This is a genomic window from Bacillus cereus group sp. MG1 (assembly GCF_040460035.1).
In the GTDB taxonomy this organism is placed as follows: Bacteria; Bacillota; Bacilli; order Bacillales; family Bacillaceae_G; genus Bacillus_A; species Bacillus_A cereus.
In genome coordinates this window covers 293,888-314,243 of sequence record NZ_JARVGY010000001.1, presented here as the reverse complement: position 1 = coordinate 314,243, position 20,356 = coordinate 293,888, and the positions used below count along the sequence as shown (strand labels likewise).

Below are 20,356 nucleotides of genomic sequence, written 5' to 3'. Positions count from 1 at the left end.
ATTCTTTTTTATGAAAGAAACGTCAATTTTCTTCATATATATATACAAATTGGAGAAATGGGGGAGCGCTATGCGCGATTACTTAATTAAACCACTTGTTGGTCAGCCGTATCCAATGATTTCACATGGAAAAGGTGTTTATTTGTATGATCAAAATGGCAATAAATATTTTGATGGTTCGTCAGGAGCAATTACGGCAGGTATTGGGCATGGCGTAAAGGAGATTGCAGACGTTATTAAAAAGCAAGCTGAGGAGATTGCTTTCGTTTATAGATCACAGTTTACGAGTGAACCAGCTGAAAAATTAGCGAAGAAGTTAAGTGATTTAAGTGTAGGAGATTTGAACTGGAGTTTTTTTGTAAATAGTGGTACGGAAGCGAATGAAACAGCTATGAAAATTGCAATTCAGCATTTTCAAGAGCGAGGTATTCAAGGGAAACATAAAATTTTATCAAGATGGATGAGTTATCACGGTATTACGATGGGTGCTTTATCAATGTCTGGGCATCCACTACGTAGACAACGTTTCGTATCTATTTTGGAAGATTATCCGACTATACCAGCTCCATATTGTTTCAGATGTCCTGTTCAAAAGGTATATCCAACTTGTCAGCTGGCATGTGCGACTGAACTAGAAAGATCAATTGAAAGAATTGGTGCAGAGCATATTGCTGCTTTTATTGCTGAGCCGATTATCGGAGCAGCTGGAGGCGCGGTTGTTCCGCCGAAAGACTATTATAAAGTCATTAAAGAGATTTGCGACCATTACGATATTTTATTTATTGCGGATGAAGTAATGACTGGGCTTGGTCGTACTGGAGCATGGTTTGCGATGGAGCATTGGGGCGTAGAGCCGGATATTATGACACTTGGTAAAGGGTTAGGAGCGGGATATACACCGATGGCAGCGACAGTTGTAAGTGATCGTGTTATGGAACCAATATTACGTGGATCACGTTCAGTAATGAGCGGTCATACGTTAAGTGCAAATCCATTGTCTGCAGCAACGGCTTTAGCTGTTATTGAATATATGGAGAAACATAATCTTCCTGAAAAAACAGCAGAAAAGGGAGAGTATTTAATAAAAGGCTTACAGAAAGTTCAGCAACAATCGACAATCATTGCTGATGTGCGCGGAAAAGGGTTGCTAATCGGAGTAGAATTGCAATCGTTTACAAAAGCGTCAGAGCTTATTTCAGTTGCAGCTAAAAATGGTCTGCTTTTATACCAAGCAGTTTCAGGGCAAGCAGGAAAAGAAGATAGTGCACTGCTTGTAGCACCGCCAATGACAACTACATATTCCGAGTTAGATGAATTACTTTCAATTTTCTCTAAAAGTGTGGAAGAGATGATGCAAAAAGGAGGGCATAGTATCGCATGACAACTATTACAAATACATTCGGTAAATTAAAAGAAATTGAGGAAGTAATTTCTTTGTTCCATGATGATATGACATTGATGTTTGGGGGATTTGGAGGGATTGGATCCCCTCCATCTTTAATACAGGCAATTTTAGAAAAAGGCGTTACAAATTTAAATTTAATTGGAAATGACACTGGATTTCCTGATGTAGGTATCGGTCGTCTTGTTACAAATGAAAGAGTTAAATCAATAATTACTTCTCACATTGGCTCCAATCCAAATGCAGGAAGGCAACTAAACGAGGGAAGATTACAAATTGAGTTTTCTCCGCAGGGAACATTAGCAGAGCGCATTCGCGCTGGTGGCGTTGGTCTTGGTGGTGTTTTAGTTGATGTTGGTGTTGATACGATTGTGGAAGAGGGAAAACGAACAGTTGAAATGAATGGTAAGACCTACTTAGTTGAAACAGCATTAACTGCTGAAGTTTCAATTGTATATGCAAAAAAGGCAGATCCGTTTGGTAACCTTGTATTTGACAAAAGTGCACGAAATATGAATCCTCACGTAGCGATGGCTGGGGATATAACAATTGTAGAAGCGGAAGAAATAGTCCCGCTTGGAAGTTTAGATCCAGAGGAAATTGTCGTTCCAGGTGTTTTCGTAAATTATATTGTACCGTCGGAAGGAGTGAACTGGAAATGGGTATGGGCGTAGAAGTGAGGGATAAGATTGCTAGGCGTGCGGCGAAAGAAATACAAAATGGTATGATTGTAAATTTAGGTATTGGCATACCATCGCTTGTACCAAATCATTTGCCTGACGATATAAATGTTATGTTTCATGCGGAAAATGGAATCGTGGGCATGGGACCAACGCCAAGTAAAGGGAATGAAGACGAAAATTTGTGTAATGCAGCAGGTTTACCAACTTCTCTTATAACAGGAGCGAGTTATTTCGATAGCTGCACAGCGTTTGGGATGATTCGAAAAGGTTTGCTAGACATAACGATTCTTGGTTCATTACAAGTAAGTGAAAATGGCGATTTAGCAAACTGGATTGTACCTGGAAAACGTGTTCCAGGTATTGGTGGAGCAATGGATTTAGCACAAAAAGCGAAGCGGGTCGTTGTTGTGATGAATCATGTTGATAAGTACGGAAATGCAAAAATTGTTTCAGAGTGTACATTGCCATTAACTTCAAAGAAATGTGTAGATTTAATTATTACTGATATGGCAGTCATGGAGGTAACTCCGAGTGGACTTATATTACAAGAATTAATGAGCCCATACACAGTAGAAGATGTAAAACGACATACAGAAGCTGATTTTCAAATTAGTTCTAACTTACTAGTAATTGAATGAAGGGAGATGTAATATATGGAGCAATTAAAAAAGCAAGTTTGTGATTATATTGAGAGCCATGAAGAGGAAAGTGTGAAATTTTTAAAACGATTAATTCAAGAAAAGAGCGTATCTGGTGATGAAAGCGGTGCGCAGGCAATTGTGATTGAAAAATTACGTGAATTAGGTTTAGATCTCGATATATGGGAGCCCTCCTTTTCTAAAATGAAAGATCATCCTTATTTTGTATCACCCCGTACAAGTTTTTCAGATAGCCCAAATATTGTAGCAACTTTAAAAGGAAGTGGCGACGGGAAATCTATGATATTAAATGGGCATATTGATGTAGTTCCAGAAGGGGATGTGAATCAGTGGGAACATCACCCTTATAGCGGTGAGAAAATAGGAAATCGTATATATGGCCGTGGAACGACGGATATGAAGGGCGGAAATGTCGCACTTATGCTTGCGATGGAAGCGATCATTGAATCTAGTATTGAATTAAAAGGAGACATCTATTTTCAAAGTGTAATAGAAGAGGAAAGTGGTGGAGCAGGGACATTAGCAACTATATTACGAGGATATAAAGCAGATGGTGTCATTATTCCAGAGCCTACTAATATGAAGTTTTTCCCGAAACAACAAGGTTCCATGTGGTTTCGTCTACGTGTAAAAGGGAAAGCTGCACACGGTGGAACGCGCTATGAAGGGGTTAGTGCAATTGAAAAAAGCATGTTTGTTATAGAACATGTAAGAAAGCTAGAGGAGAAAAGAAATAGTCGAATTACAGATCCGTTATTTAAAGGAATTCCAATTCCAATTCCAATTAACATTGGCAAAATTGAAGGAGGGAGTTGGCCAAGTTCTGTTCCCGATGAATTAATTTTAGAAGGAAGATGCGGTGTTGCGCCGAATGAGACTATAGAGGCGGCAAAAGAAGAGTTTGAGAATTGGATTGTTGAATTAAATGATGTGGACAATTGGTTTGTTGAAAATCCGGTAGAAGTAGAATGGTTTGGAGCGAGATGGGTTCCTGGTGAATTAGAAGAAAATCATGAACTCATTACAACACTTCATCATAACTTTGTTGAAATCGAAGGGAACGAACCAATTATTGAAGCATCTCCGTGGGGGACTGATGGAGGTTTATTTACACAAATTGCAAACGTACCAACAATAGTATTTGGTCCAGGAGAGACGAAAGTAGCACACTATCCAAACGAATATATAGAAGTTGATAAAATGATAGCTGCCGCAAAAATTATTGCATGTACATTACTAGATTGGTGTGAGGTGAAAAAATGAAATACTATGAATCTTTTAGAGAACAGACGAATTGTTATACAGTAGAAGGCGTTTTAGATTATTTTAATAAACGTATCCGGGTAGATCACTATACAGGAAATGTTGAAAGTATTATACAGACAATTGACGAACTAGCAGAGAAACATTCTTTCACTAAATGTATTATTAAAGGAAAGGGAGAGCATGTTTCAACATGGCTCTCTTTCGGTTTTGTGTTGGAAGCAACGATACCTCATTATTTTCAAGGACACGATGCATACTTTTTTGTGAAATATAATAATGATGAAAGACGAAATAGTATGCATTGGACTGAGGAAGATACTATATTAAGCGGTGTAAAAGGAAAAGAAATAAAAGAAAAAGTAGTTCCAGAGAAATTTTTGCTGAGAAAAGCGACTGAAGAAGATGCAGAAGAATTAGCAACTGTCTTCGGAAAAGTATTTGAAGTGTATCCGACACCTTTAAATGAAGCAGGTTATGTATTACAGACGATGAAAGAAGACGATACAATTTACTACGTGTATGAATTTGAGGGGGAAATTATTAGTACAGCATCTGCAGAAATGAACATAAAGGAAGGAAATGCAGAATTAACGAATTGTGCTACTTTACCTGAATATCGTAAACATGGATTTATGAAAAGTTTACTAATTAAATTAGAGGAAGAGCTTCGAGAAAGATCTATTTTCTGCTCCTATACAATTGCTCGATCGCTTTCTTTCGGAATGAATGCTGCCTTTCATCAATTAGGCTATACGTATACAGGAAGACTGGCGAATAATTGCTACATTTTCGATAAGTTGGAAGATATGAATATATGGGTGAAAGATCTATCTAGTTATTCGAAAGCAGTAAAACTTCCGTCTCAAAATTTGGCTGTAAAGCAAAACAGTTAGGTGGAGCTGGGTGTTCGAAAAAGTTGTACTAATTAGAGTTTCGAGTTATCTAATGAAAATATAAAATTGGTCAAAATTATAGAACGGAATCGTCATGCTTACAATCGCACATAGGTGTGCCGAAAATTCGGCATATAATTGCTGGATTTTCGGCAAGAGGGGGGATGACATTGCTAGCAGTTTCGACACAAGAAGTCATTGAAGCGATTTTGGGCAGTATTGATGAGGCTATACACGCTGTAGATGAAAATGGAATTACAATATTTTATAATTCTGTAGCTGCAAAACACGATGGATCCAAGATTGAAAAAGTGTTAGGGAAACATCTGTTAGAAGCGTTCCCGTCTTTATCAAGGGAAACGAGTACATTGATGAAAGTACTAGATACAAAAAAACCTATCGTACATCAGGTACAACATTATCAAAATTTAAATGGTGAAGATGTTTGTACAGTAAATACGACGTTACCTATTTTTATAGATGGGAATATTGCTGGGGCTGTTGAAATTGCAAAGGATTACTCTACAATTCAAAAACTTACTGACACAATTGTTGACTTACAGTCGAAAATAAAGCGATCATCTAGAAAAAAAGTGATTAAAAAGCACGCTGCATTTGAGACGATAGTGACAAATGATACGCGGTTTAAACAGACGAAAGAGTTAGCACAAAAAGTAGCACCAACAGACGCGAATGTTTTAATATATGGTGAAACAGGAACAGGAAAAGAACTGTTCGTACAAGCAATTCATGAAGCTTCTAAAAGAAAAAACAAGCCATTTATTGCACAAAACTGTGCAGCTTTACCAGAGTCGCTATTAGAAAGTTTATTGTTTGGAACGACAAAAGGAAGCTATACGGGAGCGATTGAAAGAGCTGGGCTATTTGAACTTGTTGATGGTGGTACATTATTTTTAGATGAACTGAATTCAATGCCTCTTGATTTGCAGGCAAAAATGTTACGAGTGTTAGAAGATGGAGTCATTAGAAGAATTGGTGATAATAAGACGAGAAAAGTAGATGTTCGTGTTATTACCGCAATGAACCAGCCTCCAGAAATATGTTTACGAGAGAATAAAATTCGCACTGATTTATATTATCGCTTAAACGTATTTTCATTATATATCCCACCGCTTCGTGAAAGAACTGAGGATGTACTATTATTAGCATCTTATTTTTTGAAAGAATATAATAAAAGTTATAAAAAAGTTGTACTTCAAATTGATGAGGAAGCGAAAGATAGACTGCAAGCTTATCAGTGGCCTGGAAATGTCCGGGAGTTAAAACATACGATTGAACATGCTGTTATTATTGCAGAAGGGAATACATTGACAGCCAATTGTTTACCACGTACATTTCGGAAAGAGAAGTTTTCGAAGAAGAAGGGTATAATGCCACTTAGAGAAGCACTTCATCAAACAGAAAAAGAATTAATAGATCAAGCGTTGATTGAAACGGAAGGGAATATATTACAAGCCGCAAAAATGTTGGGTATCCCTCGTCAAACGCTTCAATATAAACTGAGCAAGTACGACAAAACCGCCGAATAATCGGCGGTTTTTGTGTGTTTGCACCAATAAAAGAGCGTTTACATATATAAAAAGTAATGAATATGATGTTAAGTATTGATTTCATACAACGCTTAAAAATATTTTTTCGCTTATGTAATAGGGTTCTCCGCACATTTACTTATCAACAATGTAAAGTTGGCATAACTATTGCTTATATAAAGGATGAGCGTATAAAAAGGGGGAATAGCAATGTTACATGATGTATACAAACCAAATCGTCACTGGAAGGATATCGAATTATGGAAAGATGTTACTGAAGAGCAATGGAATGATTGGGTTTGGCAATTAACGAATACGATCAAAACGTTAGATGACTTAAGAAAAGTGATTAACTTAACACCTGAAGAAGAAGAAGGCGTTAAAATTTCAACGAAAACGATCCCGTTAAACATTACACCGTACTATGCTTGGCTAATGAATCCTGATGATCCACGCTGTCCGATTCGGATGCAATCAGTACCGATTTCGGAAGAGTTATATAAAACAAAATATGATTTAGAAGACCCACTTCACGAAGACGAAGATTCACCAGTTCCAGGGCTAACACATCGTTATCCGGACCGTGTACTATTCTTAGTAACAAATCAATGTTCTATGTATTGTCGTTACTGTACACGTCGTCGTTTTAGTGGACAAATTGGAATGGGTGTACCAAAGAAACAATTAGATGATGCAATTGCTTATATTCGTGAAACGCCACAAGTACGAGATGTATTAATCTCCGGTGGTGACGGACTTCTAATTAATGATAAAATTTTAGAATATGTATTAAAAAATTTACGAGAGGTTCCGCATGTTGAGATTATTCGTATCGGAACGAGAGCACCAGTAGTATTCCCACAACGTATTACAGAAAACTTATGTAACATTATTAAAAAATACCATCCAGTATGGTTAAATACACATTTCAATACATCTATTGAAATTACTGAAGAATCGAAAAAGGCATGTGAAATGTTAGCGAATGCTGGTGTTCCAGTCGGAAACCAAGCAGTAATTTTAGCTGGTATTAACGACAGCGTTCCAATTATGAAAAAACTTATGCATGACTTAGTAAAAATCCGTGTACGTCCATACTACATTTATCAATGTGACTTATCTGAAGGTATCGGTCACTTCCGTGCACCAGTATCTAAAGGTCTTGAAATTATTGAAGGTTTACGTGGACACACATCTGGTTATGCTGTTCCGACATTCGTTGTTGATGCGCCAGGCGGAGGCGGTAAAATTGCACTTCAACCAAACTATTTAATCTCACAAAGTGCAGATAAAGTTGTACTTCGTAACTTTGAAGGTGTTATTACGACGTATCCAGAGCCAGAGAGCTATATTCCAGGAAGAGCGGAAGGATACTTTAAAGAGATTTATCCGAACTACGAAGAAAAACGTTCAGATGTTGGTATCGCAGGTCTTATGAGCGATAAGAAATTTAACCTCGTTCCAGACGACTTACAGCGTATGAACCGTCGTAAAGACTACGAAGATAATGATACTCATGCATCTTTAAAAGATAAACGTGATAAGCGCGATCAATTAAAAGATAAAAAATATCAAGCACAAATGGCTAAGTTAGAAGAAAACGACAAAAAAACTGAGGGTGATGCAGTATGAATTGTATGTGGTGTGACAGTACAGAAGCGAAAGAAAGCTTGAATACTGTATATTGGGAATTACCAGATGGTACGAAAGCCATTGAAATCCAAGAGACACCATGTATTTCTTGTTCCTCGTGTGGGATGGACTATCAATCAGACCATACAGTAAAAGAAATTGAAGATCAATTATTCTTAATTTACACGAAAGATTTACCAAAACAACTAACATATGAAGAATTAATGGGAAGACCGCGTCTATTAAAAAGAAATTATTTCGACTTTTAACCAGCTTTTATGCTGGTTTTTTTCTTTTTTGCCTTGTATAATGTACCCAAGTTAGAAAGGTAGGGAATATTTTTGAAAAAGACATTTTACCATTATATGATGAAGCATCGTGCAGCTTTATTTAGAAATGAAATTTCAGATTTAGCAGAGGCGATGTATGATGATTTAAGTTTTCCGAAGCAATCTGAAGACTATGATGAAATTAGTTCATACTTAGAGTTGAGCGGAATGCTAGAAAGTATGTCTATATTTGATGAAGCCTGGGATTTATACATACAAGATAGATAAAAACTATTTGAAAACATACAGAATACATTACTTTATTTAAAGTGAAGTATTCTGTATGTTTTTTTATTATGAAATTTGTTGATTTGAAGCTAGTCTAGTTACTAGCTTTTGTTTAAGTGTAATGTAAATTTTATAAGATTATATTTTTTATTGAAAAAATTTATGAATATAAGCTTCTGTGATAAGCGTTTTTATGTAGGTTGCATATACTGATATCAAAATCACGACGTCAAAAAAAGGAGAGATAGAGATGGCAAGAAAAAAACAACCTAAATACAACGTAGGGGACATAGTCGTGATTACGCTATATGGAACCGTTGGGAAAATCACAAATATGAAGGTTTTAGATGGAGTTTATGTATACGAAGTCAATAATCACGATGGATTTTACGTAGAGCAAACATTGCAGCACGTTACAGAGCAAGATATGAAAAAGGGCGATACGGAGTGGATTGAATTAAATTATAATTTCACGTTTGGTGATCTTGTGCAAGTAACTGGATATGATAAAGATGTTTTCCGTATTGTTGGTTTTCGTACAGAAGTATGGAGATATAAGAATGACGCATGGGAAGATACAATTTATGAATTGTCACGGATTACGGATGGTGAATGGTTAGAAGCGGATGAATCAGATTTAACGTTACTCGCCAATGCTCAAACGGCAAATGCAATTTTGAAGAAAATGAAACAAGATAAAGCAGGTATGAATAAATTAGATTTAGGAAAGTTAAAGTCAATTAACAACTCGAAAAAAGTGAGTGTTAAGACGAATCGTCAAGAAATCATTGATGGATTACTTGACATTTATAACGATTATCAATTATTGTTCGATACATTTAAAGATGAAGAATATAAAATTGTAATGGATGTTGTTCATAATTATTTAGTTAAATTGACAGAGAAAAAATAGTTAACTAGAAAGAGAGAATAAATTGAACAACAACATATGCAGTATAAGGTATGCCTACAACTATTAAAAAAATAAAAAGCCACTTTATAAGAGAGTCTGCCCATTGATCTTCATGCATGAACTCTTCTTTTGTTTGTCTTACTTCATATTGATTTTCCATTATTATTTCCCCCTTTGAATAGCTTGTACTACAATCGTATGCATCTCGTCCAAAGCTTATGACCTATAAAAAAATAAAATCTATTTTTCTAATCTCATATACATAATTTTGAGATTTTTTCATAAAACAGAAATAAAGGAGTGATGCTCATGAAGGAAATTGAAGTCGTGATTGATACGGAAGAGATTGCGGAGTTTTTTTATGAGCAACTAATTGAAAGAGGGTACGTCCCAAAACGAGAAGAAATTGAAGATCTCGCAGATATTACATTTGAGTATTTATTAGAGAAATGCATGATTGATGAAGTTTTTGATGAAGAGGATGAATGAAAGTAACGACGGGCATAACTCGTCGTTTTTTACTCTTTACAAACCTGTCACAAGTATAGTCAATAATTATTGATATAATGAAAAGGAAATTTTACTCAAGAGGTGAAGGAATGTTCAAAAAAATTATTGATTCTTTATTAGGAAAGAAAAAATATCGTTCGTATTCAAGTAGTGATTATCGTCGTAGAGGGCGCTCGTATTCAAGTAGCGATTATAAACGACGTTCATCTGGTTATGGACATCAACATTATAAAAGAAAACGTAAAAGCCGTAGCTTCTTTTCAAGTAGCTGATGAAATGGCGTCGTGTACTAGCATTATTTGATAGACCACTGCGAAAAAATACAATTGTTGCAGAGCATTATAAAATTGAATCAGTAATTGGAATGGGCAGTTATGGGGTTACATATGTCGTTAATGATTTGCAGATAAATAGATATAAAGTCTTAAAACAATTAAGACAAAGTAAACAAAGATATGAGTCTGGTAGAAAATCATTTGAACAAGAGAAAATGATTTTACAAACATTAAATCATCATGCAATTCCTAGTCTATATGATCATTTCATATGGGAGAAAAAGAGCTTCTTTGTGATGGAGTACATGTCTGGTAAAAATTTTGAAGATTATATTTTCATAGATGGGTATGTATATACAGAACGTGAAGTTTTTGAAATTTTATATGAAATATTAGAAATTGTATCGGTGTTTCATAGTGAAGGCATTATTCACCGAGATTTACGCATTCCAAACATATTAATGAAAGAAAATCAAATTAGTATTATTGATTTTGGATTAGCTAAATGGAAAGGTGAGGATGATGAGCGAGCTACAACTTACGAAGGTGAACAAGCTTTGATGCGAGAAGTTCAATTTCGTAGCGACTTTTATGCGCTCGGTCATTTCTCATTATTTTTATTATATGCAGGATATGAATCTAATGAAAAACAGGAAAAACCATGGTACGAAGAATTAACTTTGGAAAATTATAATCGTGAAATGCTTATGCGAATGTTACAAATAAAAACGCCGTACTATGAGAATGTACAAGATTTAAAACAAGATGTAGCTTCTGCTTTAGAAAGGATGGAGACTCCATGTTTCAAAAGTTTTTAGCAAGCGTTGGTATTGGAAGTGCAAAGGTAGATACTGTTCTTGAAAAAGATGAGTATATTGTTGGGGAAGAAATAGTTGGAAAGGTTCATATAACTGGAGGTTCAGTTAGCCAACAAATTGAAAGCATTTACTTAACATTATCGACGTCGTATGTACGAGAAGTGGATGATAAAAAAGTAACAGCAACATATGATTTAGAGCGAGTACGCTTAACCGAACCTTTTTCTGTAGAACCAAATGAAACAGTTGACATTCCATTTTCTTTTCCAATGCCAATTGAAGCACCACTTACACTTGGTATGAAAACGGTTTGGATTCATACAGGTCTTGATATTAAACGTAGTATAGACCCAAGTGACCGCGACTACGTTCAAGTGTTACCTAATGCATTATTAAGTAGTGTTTTAGATAGTGTAAATGAATTAGGGTTTAAAGCACGTCATATAGAATGTGAAGAATTACCGCATCGATTACGTAAACAAGTTCCATTCGCACAAGAATTTGAGTTTATTCCGGTTTCTGGAGAGTACTACGGCAGATTAGATGAATTAGAATTATTAATTTTGCCACGTGCATACGACCGATTAGAAATAATTATGGAAGTAGATAGAAAATCACGTGGATTAGCTGGTTTATTCGCTGAGGCACTTGATCTTGATGAGAAGGTTATTCGCTTCACTGTAACAAGAGAAGATATCCCTGAGATGAAGCAAAAAATTAATAATTATATTTTTTAATAAACTATGCATAAAAAAGAAATGGAGAGGAAAACTAAAACAACCGCTCCATTTTTTTTGCATAGTGAGGTTATGTATGTGAAACGATATCGACATTTATACTTGCTAAGTTTTACGTTACTCATTTGTTTTGTCGTATTATCACTTTCGTATCATACCGCTTGTATTGAGAACTTTGACAATATAGTCGCACATTTTATTCAAAGCTTTCGAAACGATTATTTGACGACCTATTTTACTTGGGTGTCTTTTATCGGTTCCAAAAGAATATATTTTCCATTACTCATTATTCTTGTAATGTATTTTCTCGTTAGAAAAAAGTTGCTTAGTGCGTTACTTCTAACAATTAATTACTACGGATCTCGTTATTTAAACAGTATGCTTAAACTATGGTACGAACGAGCAAGACCTGATGTCACGCAGCTTGTTACTGCAACTGGATATAGTTTTCCGAGCGGTCATACGATGAATGCTACTGCTTTTTTAGGATTTATTGCATACGTCACAATTACTGAAGAACGTATTTCGTTGCATAAAAAATTGTTAATTATTCTTATAGCAAGCTTTGTTGTATTATCTATTTCAGTTAGCCGAATATATCTTGGCGTGCACTATCCATCTGACATATTAGCAGGATGGGCAGCTGGTGGTAGCTGGCTCGTTTTATGTGTTATATTCCATAAAACGTTCATAAAAAAAGAACCTATGTCATAATAGGTTCTTTTTTCATTGGCTCAACATGAATGTGTGCATGGTAAATTCCAAACTTTTTGCGAAGCATAGCTTCGATGTTGTCGGTAATACAGTGACTTTCTCCAACATCCATGCGAGCATCTACTTCAATTGTAATATCAACGTACGTTTGATTCCCATACATACGTGCTCTAATATCTACAATGTTTTCCACACCGCCAATATGCTCAATAGCATCAGCGTATTCTTCCATTTTATCAGGATCAATTCCATCTGTAAGCATATGAGAAGATTCTACGAAAATCTCCCATGCAGTTTTACAAATAATAAGACCGACAATTAAAGCGGCAATAGGGTCTAAAATAGGCATTTGGAACTGAGAACCGACAATACCTACTACGGTACCAATACTTACGAGTGCATCTGATAAATTATCCTTTGCAGCGGCTTCTAATGATTTACTTTTTGTTCGTGCTGCAATTTTTTTCGTATACAAATACACGCAGTACATAACGACAGCAGAAAATAAAGCAACCCATGCAGCGAGTATATTAGGCGCTGCTTGTTTCGGATTTAAGAAAGATTGAATGGCACTAATAACAACTTCTAATCCGACTGTTGCCATAATGAAGGACGCAACAAGTGATGCGATTTGTTCGGCCCGCGAATGCCCATACGGATGATCTGGGTCACGAGGTTTACGAGATATTTTTAGACCAATTAATATCGCTAAAGAAGCACCGATATCCGTTAAGTTATTTAAACCGTCAGCACGTAATGCGCTAGAGAGGGTAATATAACTGATGATGATTTTCATAGAGGATAAAAATATGTAGGCCATAATGCTGACAATAGCGCCTTTATCAGCTTCTTTATGAGAAAGAGTATCCATTTTAATCACTCACCTTTCTTTAAAGGAATTTCTTTCTATAAATAGAGTATCAAACGAAAGTCGTGTGGGTCTATACAAACATTGTTGACGTTTTATAGCTTTTTAAGAAGGGGATAACAAAGTTTCGTGAAGGAAAAATATGTTGAAAAGTACAAAGTCAGGGTGTAAACCTAATTAGAGTCTATTTACTAAAGAGATAGGAGGGGAGATGGATCAAGAAACGAATACTTTTCTTACTACATATTATTCTTATCATGACAAGGTGTAATTCATTAAACGAGGAAAAACGTCAAAAGATAATTATGAAAACAGATGAAAGCCCTCTGGAAAATATTTTCCAGAGGGCTTTCATCTTAGTATGCTTCTAAAAACTCAGTAACTTGCTCTTCTGTTTTTGCGTTAGCACTATGTAAGTGGCCTAGCTTCTCACCGTTTTGGTATACAAGTAAACTTGGAATACCCATTACTTGATACTCTTCAGCGATACTTGGAAACTCATCTTTATTAATAGAATACCATTCAAATTTATTGAACTCTTCCATTACATCTCCGATAAAGTTGTCCATACGTACGCAATCTGGGCACCATGTAGTAAAGAACTTAACAACTACTGGCTCCTCGCTTGCGATGATGTCTTTGAATTCTTGTTCTGTTTTAATTTCTTTCATAAGTAAAACTCCTTTCAATATCACACGAATTTATATGCAAAATTCGCATTTGCAAACATGTTGCAAACTTATTATTTGTTTTTTAGTTTTGTAGTTCGTTCACACTTATAAAATTGTATGTAACATGGCTGCGCTACTAAGTGTGAAAATAACGGAACCTCACTTTTCTTTATAAGCTTTTTCCAGGATTGTGTCAAATTTTTGAATTTTATACAGAAATTAAAGAAGCCGACACTTTGATTAAGTATGGGCAGAGTGACTAAAATTAATCGCTTATTAATTTCGAATAAATATTTAAATCGATAAGCTTTCCAGCTGATTTTTCGCTTTTTCTCAGAGTACCTTCAAAAGTAAAGTTTAATTTTTCTAATACTTTTATGGAATTTACATTTGCTGGTTCAACTTTTACAAAAATTGAATCAGGTTAGAAATTATATGGTTGTAATGGGAATTGAGGGATATGAATAAAAAAATTGTATCCCGCATTAACGGGCAGTAAGACCCCCACTGATTAAAGTTTCACTTTATTAGGGATTTGCCTTAAACATTTATTACAGTCAAGAATATTTATAATAATATGAACTAAAAAAGGTCCAATTTTTGTAATGTTGGAGGGGATTATTGTGGACATAACTCAAAGCGTGGCAAGAATAGTGATTAATGGGAAAGACCTTTCTTTCACTTCAGTTCAAACCTCTGCATGGAATCATGGACCTGTAAATGATTTAATCATTACGACGAATCAGAGGGTGAATGAGCTTTTTCAATTCATGTGGTCACAAGTACCGGTTACGATGTCGATATATTTTCTTCAAGGGGCGGATTTACTTAGGTTCGTTAGGGTTGCTGGAATCGATGAGCGTGTAACAGGAGAATATGTATATCATTTCATTTGGTAATAAGAAGAATTCAAAGTAGTCTAGCAGCTACTGTTTTATTTTGTCATTTGAATATAAGCGAGCGGACTAGCATTATAGTACCCAATGAAATAAAGAATCATAATATAATGTGTAACAAATTATACGGAAGTGAGTTGAAAATTATGTTTTATTCATATATTAATTCTGAAGCTGGCATGCGACCAGCGTATGGTACGTCTATAACGTATAGTGGAGCACAAAGTACAGTCCAAGCTATTCAGCAAGCATTACAAATGCAACAACAAATGCAGCAGCAAGGAGTACAACCATATTACTCATCCGTAGAGTATTTTTATCCAGTACATCATGTTACACCGTACGGAAGTTCTTTTCTTACTATTCCATATGGAACTATATACAACTTATAACTAGTAAGGAATGAAGTGGTTTATATAAATAAGGGTGCAGATTAATAGCGCCCTTATGAATAAGAAAAATAGCTAGTCCAAACCTTATAAATCAATCTTACATAATATGTAGTAATAAGTTTGAAAGGGGAATTAGTATGTCTTGTTATTACTACTGTAAGTATTGTAAGGAGTATAAAAAGAAGCATCATGATTGTTGTAAGAACACTAGTAAGTGTCATGATAATAAGGACAATCTTGTTAGAGCATCGGCATTTAGAGCTAGAAATACTGTGAATCAAAATGTTCCTGCTAATACTTTTGTGAAAGTGTTATTTCAAAATGAACAATTTGATTTAGCGAATGAGTATAATCCAGCAACATCTATTTTTACGCCGAAGACTAAAGGAGTATATTCTATTATTGGAACGATTGGTTTCTTTCCAAACGATCCAACTTTAAATTATAGAGCGCGTGTAGAAATTCGTGTGAATGGAAACGCAGCGATAGCTATCGATAATGACTTTTTTGGTCCAATAAGTTTTGGAAATGTCGTAAGTGTTTCGACGATTGTTCAATTGAATGCAGGGGATGAAGTTGAGATTTATGCACAAAGTAGTATAGATGGGGTTTTAAGTCCTTTAGAAGATGGGGCACATTTTGAAGCAGCAAGATTTCCTTCTCCAATTAAATAAAACAGATCATTAAATGTTTTTTAGTAGGTTTAGTTAATCCCCTTACCAAATGGTGGGGGAATATTATTGTTTTTCTAAAATATATAAGTAAATAGGTAAAGTGTAGTTTAATTTGTAGAGGTTTCAATCTTCTTCAGATAATAAACAGAATAATAAGTAACATGCTTGTGAAAACTCATTGTTAGTAAGTTTACTAGTTTTCTTATTGAACAGAAAGACGGAATACATAAAAGATCGTATCATTACGTTTTTTCTTTACTATATAGAAATTACATATTGAACACAGCTTTGTATAGGTAATGCTAATACACTGAAAAGAATAACATAAAGGCGATTACACTATATAAAAACAAAATCAATCCTAAGATGAGTAGTATCGGATGCAGCTTGAACATATTTGACCTCCTTGAGTATATAAAGAATTTTAATATATTGTTGGTCAATTTAGAAGGGGGACGGTTATATAAAAAAAGAGCATACATAATAAGTACGCTCCAAAGAAAGATAGGTTTTATGAGTGGATAATCTCCATACGATAATATATGTTCTTTTAATAAAAACGTGTAAAAAATCAATGAATTATCAATGGAATATCATAAAATGAGTAATTTTAGTCTAGGAATGCAGTTATTTTCTTTCTCAGTTATTTTAGGTAACAAAGTTGTGAAAATCGTGCATTATGCGGACTAACAACGGGATAACGATCGTACTTCAGTTACATATTTCTTAAAGTCTGGATATTGCGTGATAGTTTGACATTTAGGGGCGCATAGTTGATTAATTATAGACACATTTGTAATTACTTCGTTACAAGGACCGAAAAATGTAACTTTTAGTTTTGAATTTGGTGGGATTTTGAACACGATAGGTTTTTTTCCATGAAATCAGCTCCTAATATTGAGTATTATAATTTAAAGGATATAGAGTCGTATTAGTATAATATGAAATTTCAGTGGATTTGCTTATAATAAAGAATTTCATAGTAGTAAAAGTGCTTAAAGATGTAAAGGGAAAATTGAGAATGTGAAATAAGATGTTTAATTAATATAACTGATGCATTTTTTAGTTTTTTACATATTATGCTAGTAAGAATTGTATAAGGAGGTAGTGTAAAATATTGGAAGGGAATGTACAAGTTCAGCTTTCGCCACCTTGGATCACATATTTTAATGAATTGAAAAATTCAATAGGTGCTGATCCAACTGTTACAGTTGGGCCACTTATTCCTGTTGGTGGTAATTATATTATTTTAGTGCATGCGTTAAGCAACGAAAAAGCGAGAGCATTAGTAACTCTTTTAAAATCTTTTGTACAATTTGGGAATGTAAGTGTGACAGTTATTGTAACGAATAATGAGAATGAAATTGTAAATCCATTTCCTTGTCCACTAGATGCATTTGAAATAGCTCATTTATTTCAAGTAGCACTAGAAAATAATCCTTATTTTGAACAAGTTGTGGTACAGCCTCAGTTCCCTGGCGGACCGAATGTTGTCTTTCCGGTTTTCGCTGCGGAAGTCATTCAGTTTTTCAATGACGATATTTCTAACTTATGTCAAACGTTTACAGGTGTTGCTGCCAATGTATTTCGTGATGTAATGAAAGATGAGATTTGTGGTATCCCAATTCTATTTTCCACAAGTTGTGTTATGAGCAGTGAAAATAAAGAATTACAAAATACAGATTTAGCACCAAAGTTGTTTTATTAAACTGTAAAAAGACATTTTCATTAATAGAAAATGTCTTTTTTTATGCACCAATAGTGTTCAGGTTGGAAAATTGTGATTTAAAAGGAGTAAACTTCAATTAATTTAAATTTTTCTAAATCTCAAATTTCATGTAGAGGTAGTAATTTTGACTTAAGAATATATAGAAAATGAGGGATGAAATTTTTTAGTTGAAAGGAAATTGATACTGAAAGTTATAATTTAATAAAACAGGGATTTTTTTCTAATATCTGTAAAAATGATTAATAGGACGAGATTACATAATAAATGAATAGTAGGGTATATTTCGAATGTTTTATGTGGCATACATGTTAAAGTTTATAGAAATATTTCTGAAAGAGAATATATTTTGAAAAACAGTAAAGATTCTTTTTACTTATATTATAGATAGCTAGTTTTAGAGAGCTGAGGCTTACAATAAAACTAGCTATGAATAGGACATTCAAAAGGAGCTGGAATGTATGGGGTATATTGTAGACATTTCAAAATGGAATGGAACTATCAATTGGGATATTGCAGCATCTCAGCTAGATTTAGTGATTGCTAGAGTTCAAGATGGCTCTAATACGGTGGATTTTATGTATCAAAATTATGTTAGTGAAATGAAAAAGCATAGTATCCCATTCGGTAATTATGCTTTTTGCCGTTTTATATCTATTGCTGATGCAAAGAAAGAGGCACAAGATTTTTGGAATCGTGGTGATCAATCTGCTAAGTTTTGGGTAGCGGACGTAGAAGTTCAAACGATGGTAGATATGCAAGGCGGGACACAGGCATTTATTGATGAATTACGCCGTTTAGGTGCGGAAAAAGTAGGATTATATGTAGGGCATCACACGTATCTATCATTTGGAGCACGTAATATTGAAGCTGATTTCGTATGGATCCCTCGTTATGGAGGGAATAAGCCAGCATATCCATGCGATATGTGGCAATATACGGATTCAGGGAATGTTCCTGGGATTGGGAAATGTGATCTGAATCGATTAGTAGGAAATAAGTCACTTTCTTGGTTTATAAATTCGAACAAAGCAAATCAATCTAACATAGTGTATACACAGCAACCAAATGGCATTGGTATTGCAGTTTCGAAATATCCTGATGGATATGGAATAAATTTATATGAAAACCCCATGAATCCTCAATTTACAGGTACACTCACTCAAAAAATTCCATATTTAATCTTAGCAGGTTATTGGGGAGGCGGTGAGCAAGATATGATTTGTTTAGGGAACGATAAGCAGTGGGTATATTTAAAACATTTTAATGTGAAATGGTTTTATGCAACTTCAAAATATCCTGTCGGTTACGGAGTAAATTATTATGAAGAGCCTGAATGTATGAATTATAAAGGAAACATAGATGGATCGACATCTTTTCGAGTGTGGGGTAGAGTGGGAAATGCGGTAGATATCGGACAGAATAGTTGGATACCTGAAAAACATGTAATTATTAAGCAACTATAGAAGCTATATTTTTTTGAGAATTATATAAAGAGCCTTCTTACTATGCATAGTAAGAAGGCTCTTTATATTTAAAAATGAAAATACATGATACATAGTCAACTCATATGAAATGAATTACATGTAGAAAACACACTGTTTTCACAATGACTGTGTATAGTTAATTTGCATAATGATAAAAGTGAGGTATTTGAATTGAAAAAGAAGAAAATATTTATTGGAACAATTATTTCATGCATGATGCTAGCATTATCTGCATGTGGTTCCTCAGACAACGTAGTAACATCAAAAGTAGGAAATGTTACAGAGAAAGAATTAAGTAAAGAATTACGACAACAATATGGAGAAAGTACTTTATATCAAATGATGTTAAGTAAGGCATTGCTAGATAAATATAAAGTTTCAGATGAGGAAGCAAAAAAGAAAGTAGAAGAAGCAAAAGATAAAATGGGTGAAAACTTTAAATCGACTTTAGAACAACTTGGGTTGAAAAATGAAGATGAATTAAAAGAAAAAATGAAGCCAGAAATTGCATTTGAGAAAGCAATTAAAGCAACAGTTACAGATAAAGATGTGAAAGATAACTATAAACCAGAAATGAAAGTAAGTCACATTTTAGTGAAAGATGAAAAAACGGCTAAAGAAATAAAGGAGAAAGTAAATAATGGTGAAGATTTTGCTGCCTTAGCAAAACAGTATTCAGAAGATACTGGTTCAAAGGAACAGGGCGGGGAAATATCTGGTTTTGCCCCTGGACAAACAGTGAAAGAATTTGAGGAAGCTGCGTATAAATTAGATGCAGGCCAAGTAAGTGAGCCGGTTAAAACAACTTACGGTTACCATATTATTAAAGTGACGGATAAAAAAGAATTGAAGCCATTTGATGAAGTAAAGGATAAAATTCGTAAAGATATAGAACAACAAAGACTACAAGATACGACAGGTAAATGGAAACAACAAGTAGTCAATGATTTATTGAAAGATGCTGATATTAAAGTGAATAATAAAGAATTTAAAGATACATTTAAATTTCTAGAAAAGAAATAATGACTGTAAT

At 34.5% G+C, this 20,356-nt stretch carries 25 protein-coding genes and 1 pseudogene; 21 read left to right on the top strand and 5 right to left on the bottom strand.

Annotation, left to right across the window (positions count from 1 at the left end; all coding sequences use genetic code 11):
• Positions 1–70 precede the first annotated feature (70 nt).
• The 10 genes from QCI79_RS01520 (at position 71) to QCI79_RS01475 (ending at position 9,555) form a co-directional block, all read left to right on the top strand.
• Complete coding sequence (locus QCI79_RS01520; RefSeq protein ID WP_021727616.1) at positions 71–1,381, top strand: aspartate aminotransferase family protein; 1,311 nt, start codon at positions 71–73, stop codon at positions 1,379–1,381.
• Positions 1,378–2,076 (top strand): acetate CoA-transferase subunit alpha, encoded by a 699-nt coding sequence (gene atoD / locus QCI79_RS01515; protein ID WP_000208102.1) that lies wholly within the window; start codon positions 1,378–1,380, stop codon positions 2,074–2,076. Before QCI79_RS01520 ends, atoD begins: the two co-directional genes overlap by 4 nt.
• Positions 2,061–2,723, top strand: a complete 663-nt coding sequence (locus tag QCI79_RS01510) for a CoA transferase subunit B (RefSeq protein WP_000525278.1) — start codon at positions 2,061–2,063, stop codon at positions 2,721–2,723. Before atoD ends, QCI79_RS01510 begins: the two co-directional genes overlap by 16 nt.
• A 15-nt stretch (positions 2,724–2,738) precedes the next feature.
• On the top strand, positions 2,739–4,007 hold the full coding sequence (locus QCI79_RS01505) for a peptidase (RefSeq protein WP_000436691.1): 1,269 nt from the start codon (positions 2,739–2,741) through the stop codon (positions 4,005–4,007).
• Complete coding sequence (gene ablB / locus QCI79_RS01500; RefSeq protein WP_021727615.1) at positions 4,004–4,903, top strand: putative beta-lysine N-acetyltransferase; 900 nt, start codon at positions 4,004–4,006, stop codon at positions 4,901–4,903. Before QCI79_RS01505 ends, ablB begins: the two co-directional genes overlap by 4 nt.
• Before the next feature lie 164 nt (positions 4,904–5,067).
• Positions 5,068–6,453, top strand: coding sequence for an arginine utilization transcriptional regulator RocR (gene rocR / locus QCI79_RS01495; RefSeq protein WP_021727614.1), 1,386 nt, complete (start codon positions 5,068–5,070; stop codon positions 6,451–6,453).
• Positions 6,454–6,663: 210 nt separating this feature from the next.
• Positions 6,664–8,085 (top strand): lysine 2,3-aminomutase, encoded by a 1,422-nt coding sequence (kamA, locus tag QCI79_RS01490; protein WP_000902143.1) that lies wholly within the window; start codon positions 6,664–6,666, stop codon positions 8,083–8,085.
• Positions 8,082–8,354, top strand: a complete 273-nt coding sequence (locus QCI79_RS01485; RefSeq protein WP_000995763.1) for a YokU family protein — start codon at positions 8,082–8,084, stop codon at positions 8,352–8,354. The genes kamA and QCI79_RS01485 overlap by 4 nt, the downstream gene beginning before the upstream one ends.
• 72 nt (positions 8,355–8,426) lie before the next feature.
• Positions 8,427–8,642: a YozE family protein gene (locus QCI79_RS01480; RefSeq protein WP_000750717.1), complete on the top strand. Its 216-nt coding sequence runs from the start codon at positions 8,427–8,429 to the stop codon at positions 8,640–8,642.
• 250 nt (positions 8,643–8,892) lie between these two features.
• Positions 8,893–9,555: a hypothetical protein gene (locus QCI79_RS01475; RefSeq protein WP_000101499.1), complete on the top strand. Its 663-nt coding sequence runs from the start codon at positions 8,893–8,895 to the stop codon at positions 9,553–9,555.
• A gap of 4 nt (positions 9,556–9,559) precedes the next feature.
• Here QCI79_RS01475 and QCI79_RS01470 read toward each other — a convergent pair whose 3' ends face one another.
• A complete protein-coding gene (locus QCI79_RS01470) occupies positions 9,560–9,715 on the bottom strand; it encodes a DUF3930 family protein (protein WP_000431487.1) in 156 nt (51 codons plus the stop codon).
• A 149-nt stretch (positions 9,716–9,864) separates the two neighbouring features.
• Here QCI79_RS01470 and QCI79_RS01465 point away from each other — a divergent pair, with 149 nt between their 5' ends.
• From QCI79_RS01465 to QCI79_RS01445, 5 genes are all read left to right on the top strand, one after another.
• Positions 9,865–10,044 (top strand): YozD family protein, encoded by a 180-nt coding sequence (locus QCI79_RS01465; protein ID WP_000658451.1) that lies wholly within the window; start codon positions 9,865–9,867, stop codon positions 10,042–10,044.
• Positions 10,045–10,154: 110 nt separating this feature from the next.
• The gene (locus QCI79_RS01460; RefSeq protein WP_000473371.1) at positions 10,155–10,337 is read left to right on the top strand and encodes a hypothetical protein; all 183 of its coding nucleotides are present in this window, start codon (positions 10,155–10,157) and stop codon (positions 10,335–10,337) included.
• Entirely contained in the window at positions 10,337–11,158 is an 822-nt protein-coding gene (locus tag QCI79_RS01455; RefSeq protein ID WP_000872051.1) for a serine/threonine protein kinase, read from the top strand. The genes QCI79_RS01460 and QCI79_RS01455 overlap by 1 nt, the downstream gene beginning before the upstream one ends.
• Entirely contained in the window at positions 11,140–11,895 is a 756-nt protein-coding gene (locus tag QCI79_RS01450) for a sporulation protein (protein WP_000486631.1), read from the top strand. Before QCI79_RS01455 ends, QCI79_RS01450 begins: the two co-directional genes overlap by 19 nt.
• 78 nt (positions 11,896–11,973) lie before the next feature.
• Positions 11,974–12,609: a phosphatase PAP2 family protein gene (locus QCI79_RS01445; protein ID WP_000833370.1), complete on the top strand. Its 636-nt coding sequence runs from the start codon at positions 11,974–11,976 to the stop codon at positions 12,607–12,609.
• Here the strand turns inward: QCI79_RS01445 and QCI79_RS01440 are convergent.
• The 3 genes and pseudogenes from QCI79_RS01440 to QCI79_RS01430 form a co-directional block, all read right to left on the bottom strand.
• Positions 12,599–13,480: a cation diffusion facilitator family transporter gene (locus QCI79_RS01440; protein ID WP_000380380.1), complete on the bottom strand. Its 882-nt coding sequence runs from the start codon at positions 13,478–13,480 to the stop codon at positions 12,599–12,601. The genes QCI79_RS01445 and QCI79_RS01440 overlap by 11 nt on opposite strands.
• Positions 13,481–13,833: 353 nt before the next feature.
• Entirely contained in the window at positions 13,834–14,148 is a 315-nt protein-coding gene (locus tag QCI79_RS01435) for a thioredoxin family protein (RefSeq protein ID WP_000658787.1), read from the bottom strand.
• A gap of 265 nt (positions 14,149–14,413) precedes the next feature.
• Positions 14,414–14,563 (bottom strand): annotated as a pseudogene (locus QCI79_RS01430) (GNAT family N-acetyltransferase); the annotation flags it as partial.
• A 208-nt stretch (positions 14,564–14,771) separates the two neighbouring features.
• Here QCI79_RS01430 and QCI79_RS01425 point away from each other — a divergent pair.
• The 3 genes from QCI79_RS01425 (at position 14,772) to QCI79_RS01415 (ending at position 16,110) form a co-directional block, all read left to right on the top strand.
• Entirely contained in the window at positions 14,772–15,047 is a 276-nt protein-coding gene (locus QCI79_RS01425; protein WP_000355687.1) for a hypothetical protein, read from the top strand.
• 143 nt (positions 15,048–15,190) lie between these two features.
• The gene (locus QCI79_RS01420) at positions 15,191–15,436 is read left to right on the top strand and encodes a DUF3947 family protein (RefSeq protein ID WP_000500112.1); all 246 of its coding nucleotides are present in this window, start codon (positions 15,191–15,193) and stop codon (positions 15,434–15,436) included.
• Positions 15,437–15,573: 137 nt separating this feature from the next.
• Positions 15,574–16,110, top strand: a complete 537-nt coding sequence (locus QCI79_RS01415) for a C1q-like domain-containing protein (protein ID WP_002100961.1) — start codon at positions 15,574–15,576, stop codon at positions 16,108–16,110.
• A 686-nt stretch (positions 16,111–16,796) separates the two neighbouring features.
• Here QCI79_RS01415 and QCI79_RS01410 read toward each other — a convergent pair.
• Entirely contained in the window at positions 16,797–16,976 is a 180-nt protein-coding gene (locus QCI79_RS01410) for a hypothetical protein (protein WP_042991551.1), read from the bottom strand.
• 251 nt (positions 16,977–17,227) lie between these two features.
• On the opposite strand from QCI79_RS01410, the gene QCI79_RS01405 reads away from it, so the two are divergent.
• The 3 genes from QCI79_RS01405 to QCI79_RS01395 all read left to right on the top strand — a co-directional run bounded on the left by QCI79_RS01405 (position 17,228) and on the right by QCI79_RS01395 (position 20,346).
• A complete protein-coding gene (locus tag QCI79_RS01405) occupies positions 17,228–17,818 on the top strand; it encodes a hypothetical protein (RefSeq protein WP_000398986.1) in 591 nt (196 codons plus the stop codon).
• Between the two features lie 479 nt (positions 17,819–18,297).
• Positions 18,298–19,302 (top strand): glycoside hydrolase family 25 protein, encoded by a 1,005-nt coding sequence (locus QCI79_RS01400; RefSeq protein WP_000540659.1) that lies wholly within the window; start codon positions 18,298–18,300, stop codon positions 19,300–19,302.
• A 192-nt stretch (positions 19,303–19,494) separates the two neighbouring features.
• Positions 19,495–20,346, top strand: coding sequence for a peptidylprolyl isomerase PrsA (locus QCI79_RS01395; protein WP_000727342.1), 852 nt, complete (start codon positions 19,495–19,497; stop codon positions 20,344–20,346).
• The last annotated feature ends 10 nt before the right edge of the window (positions 20,347–20,356 follow it).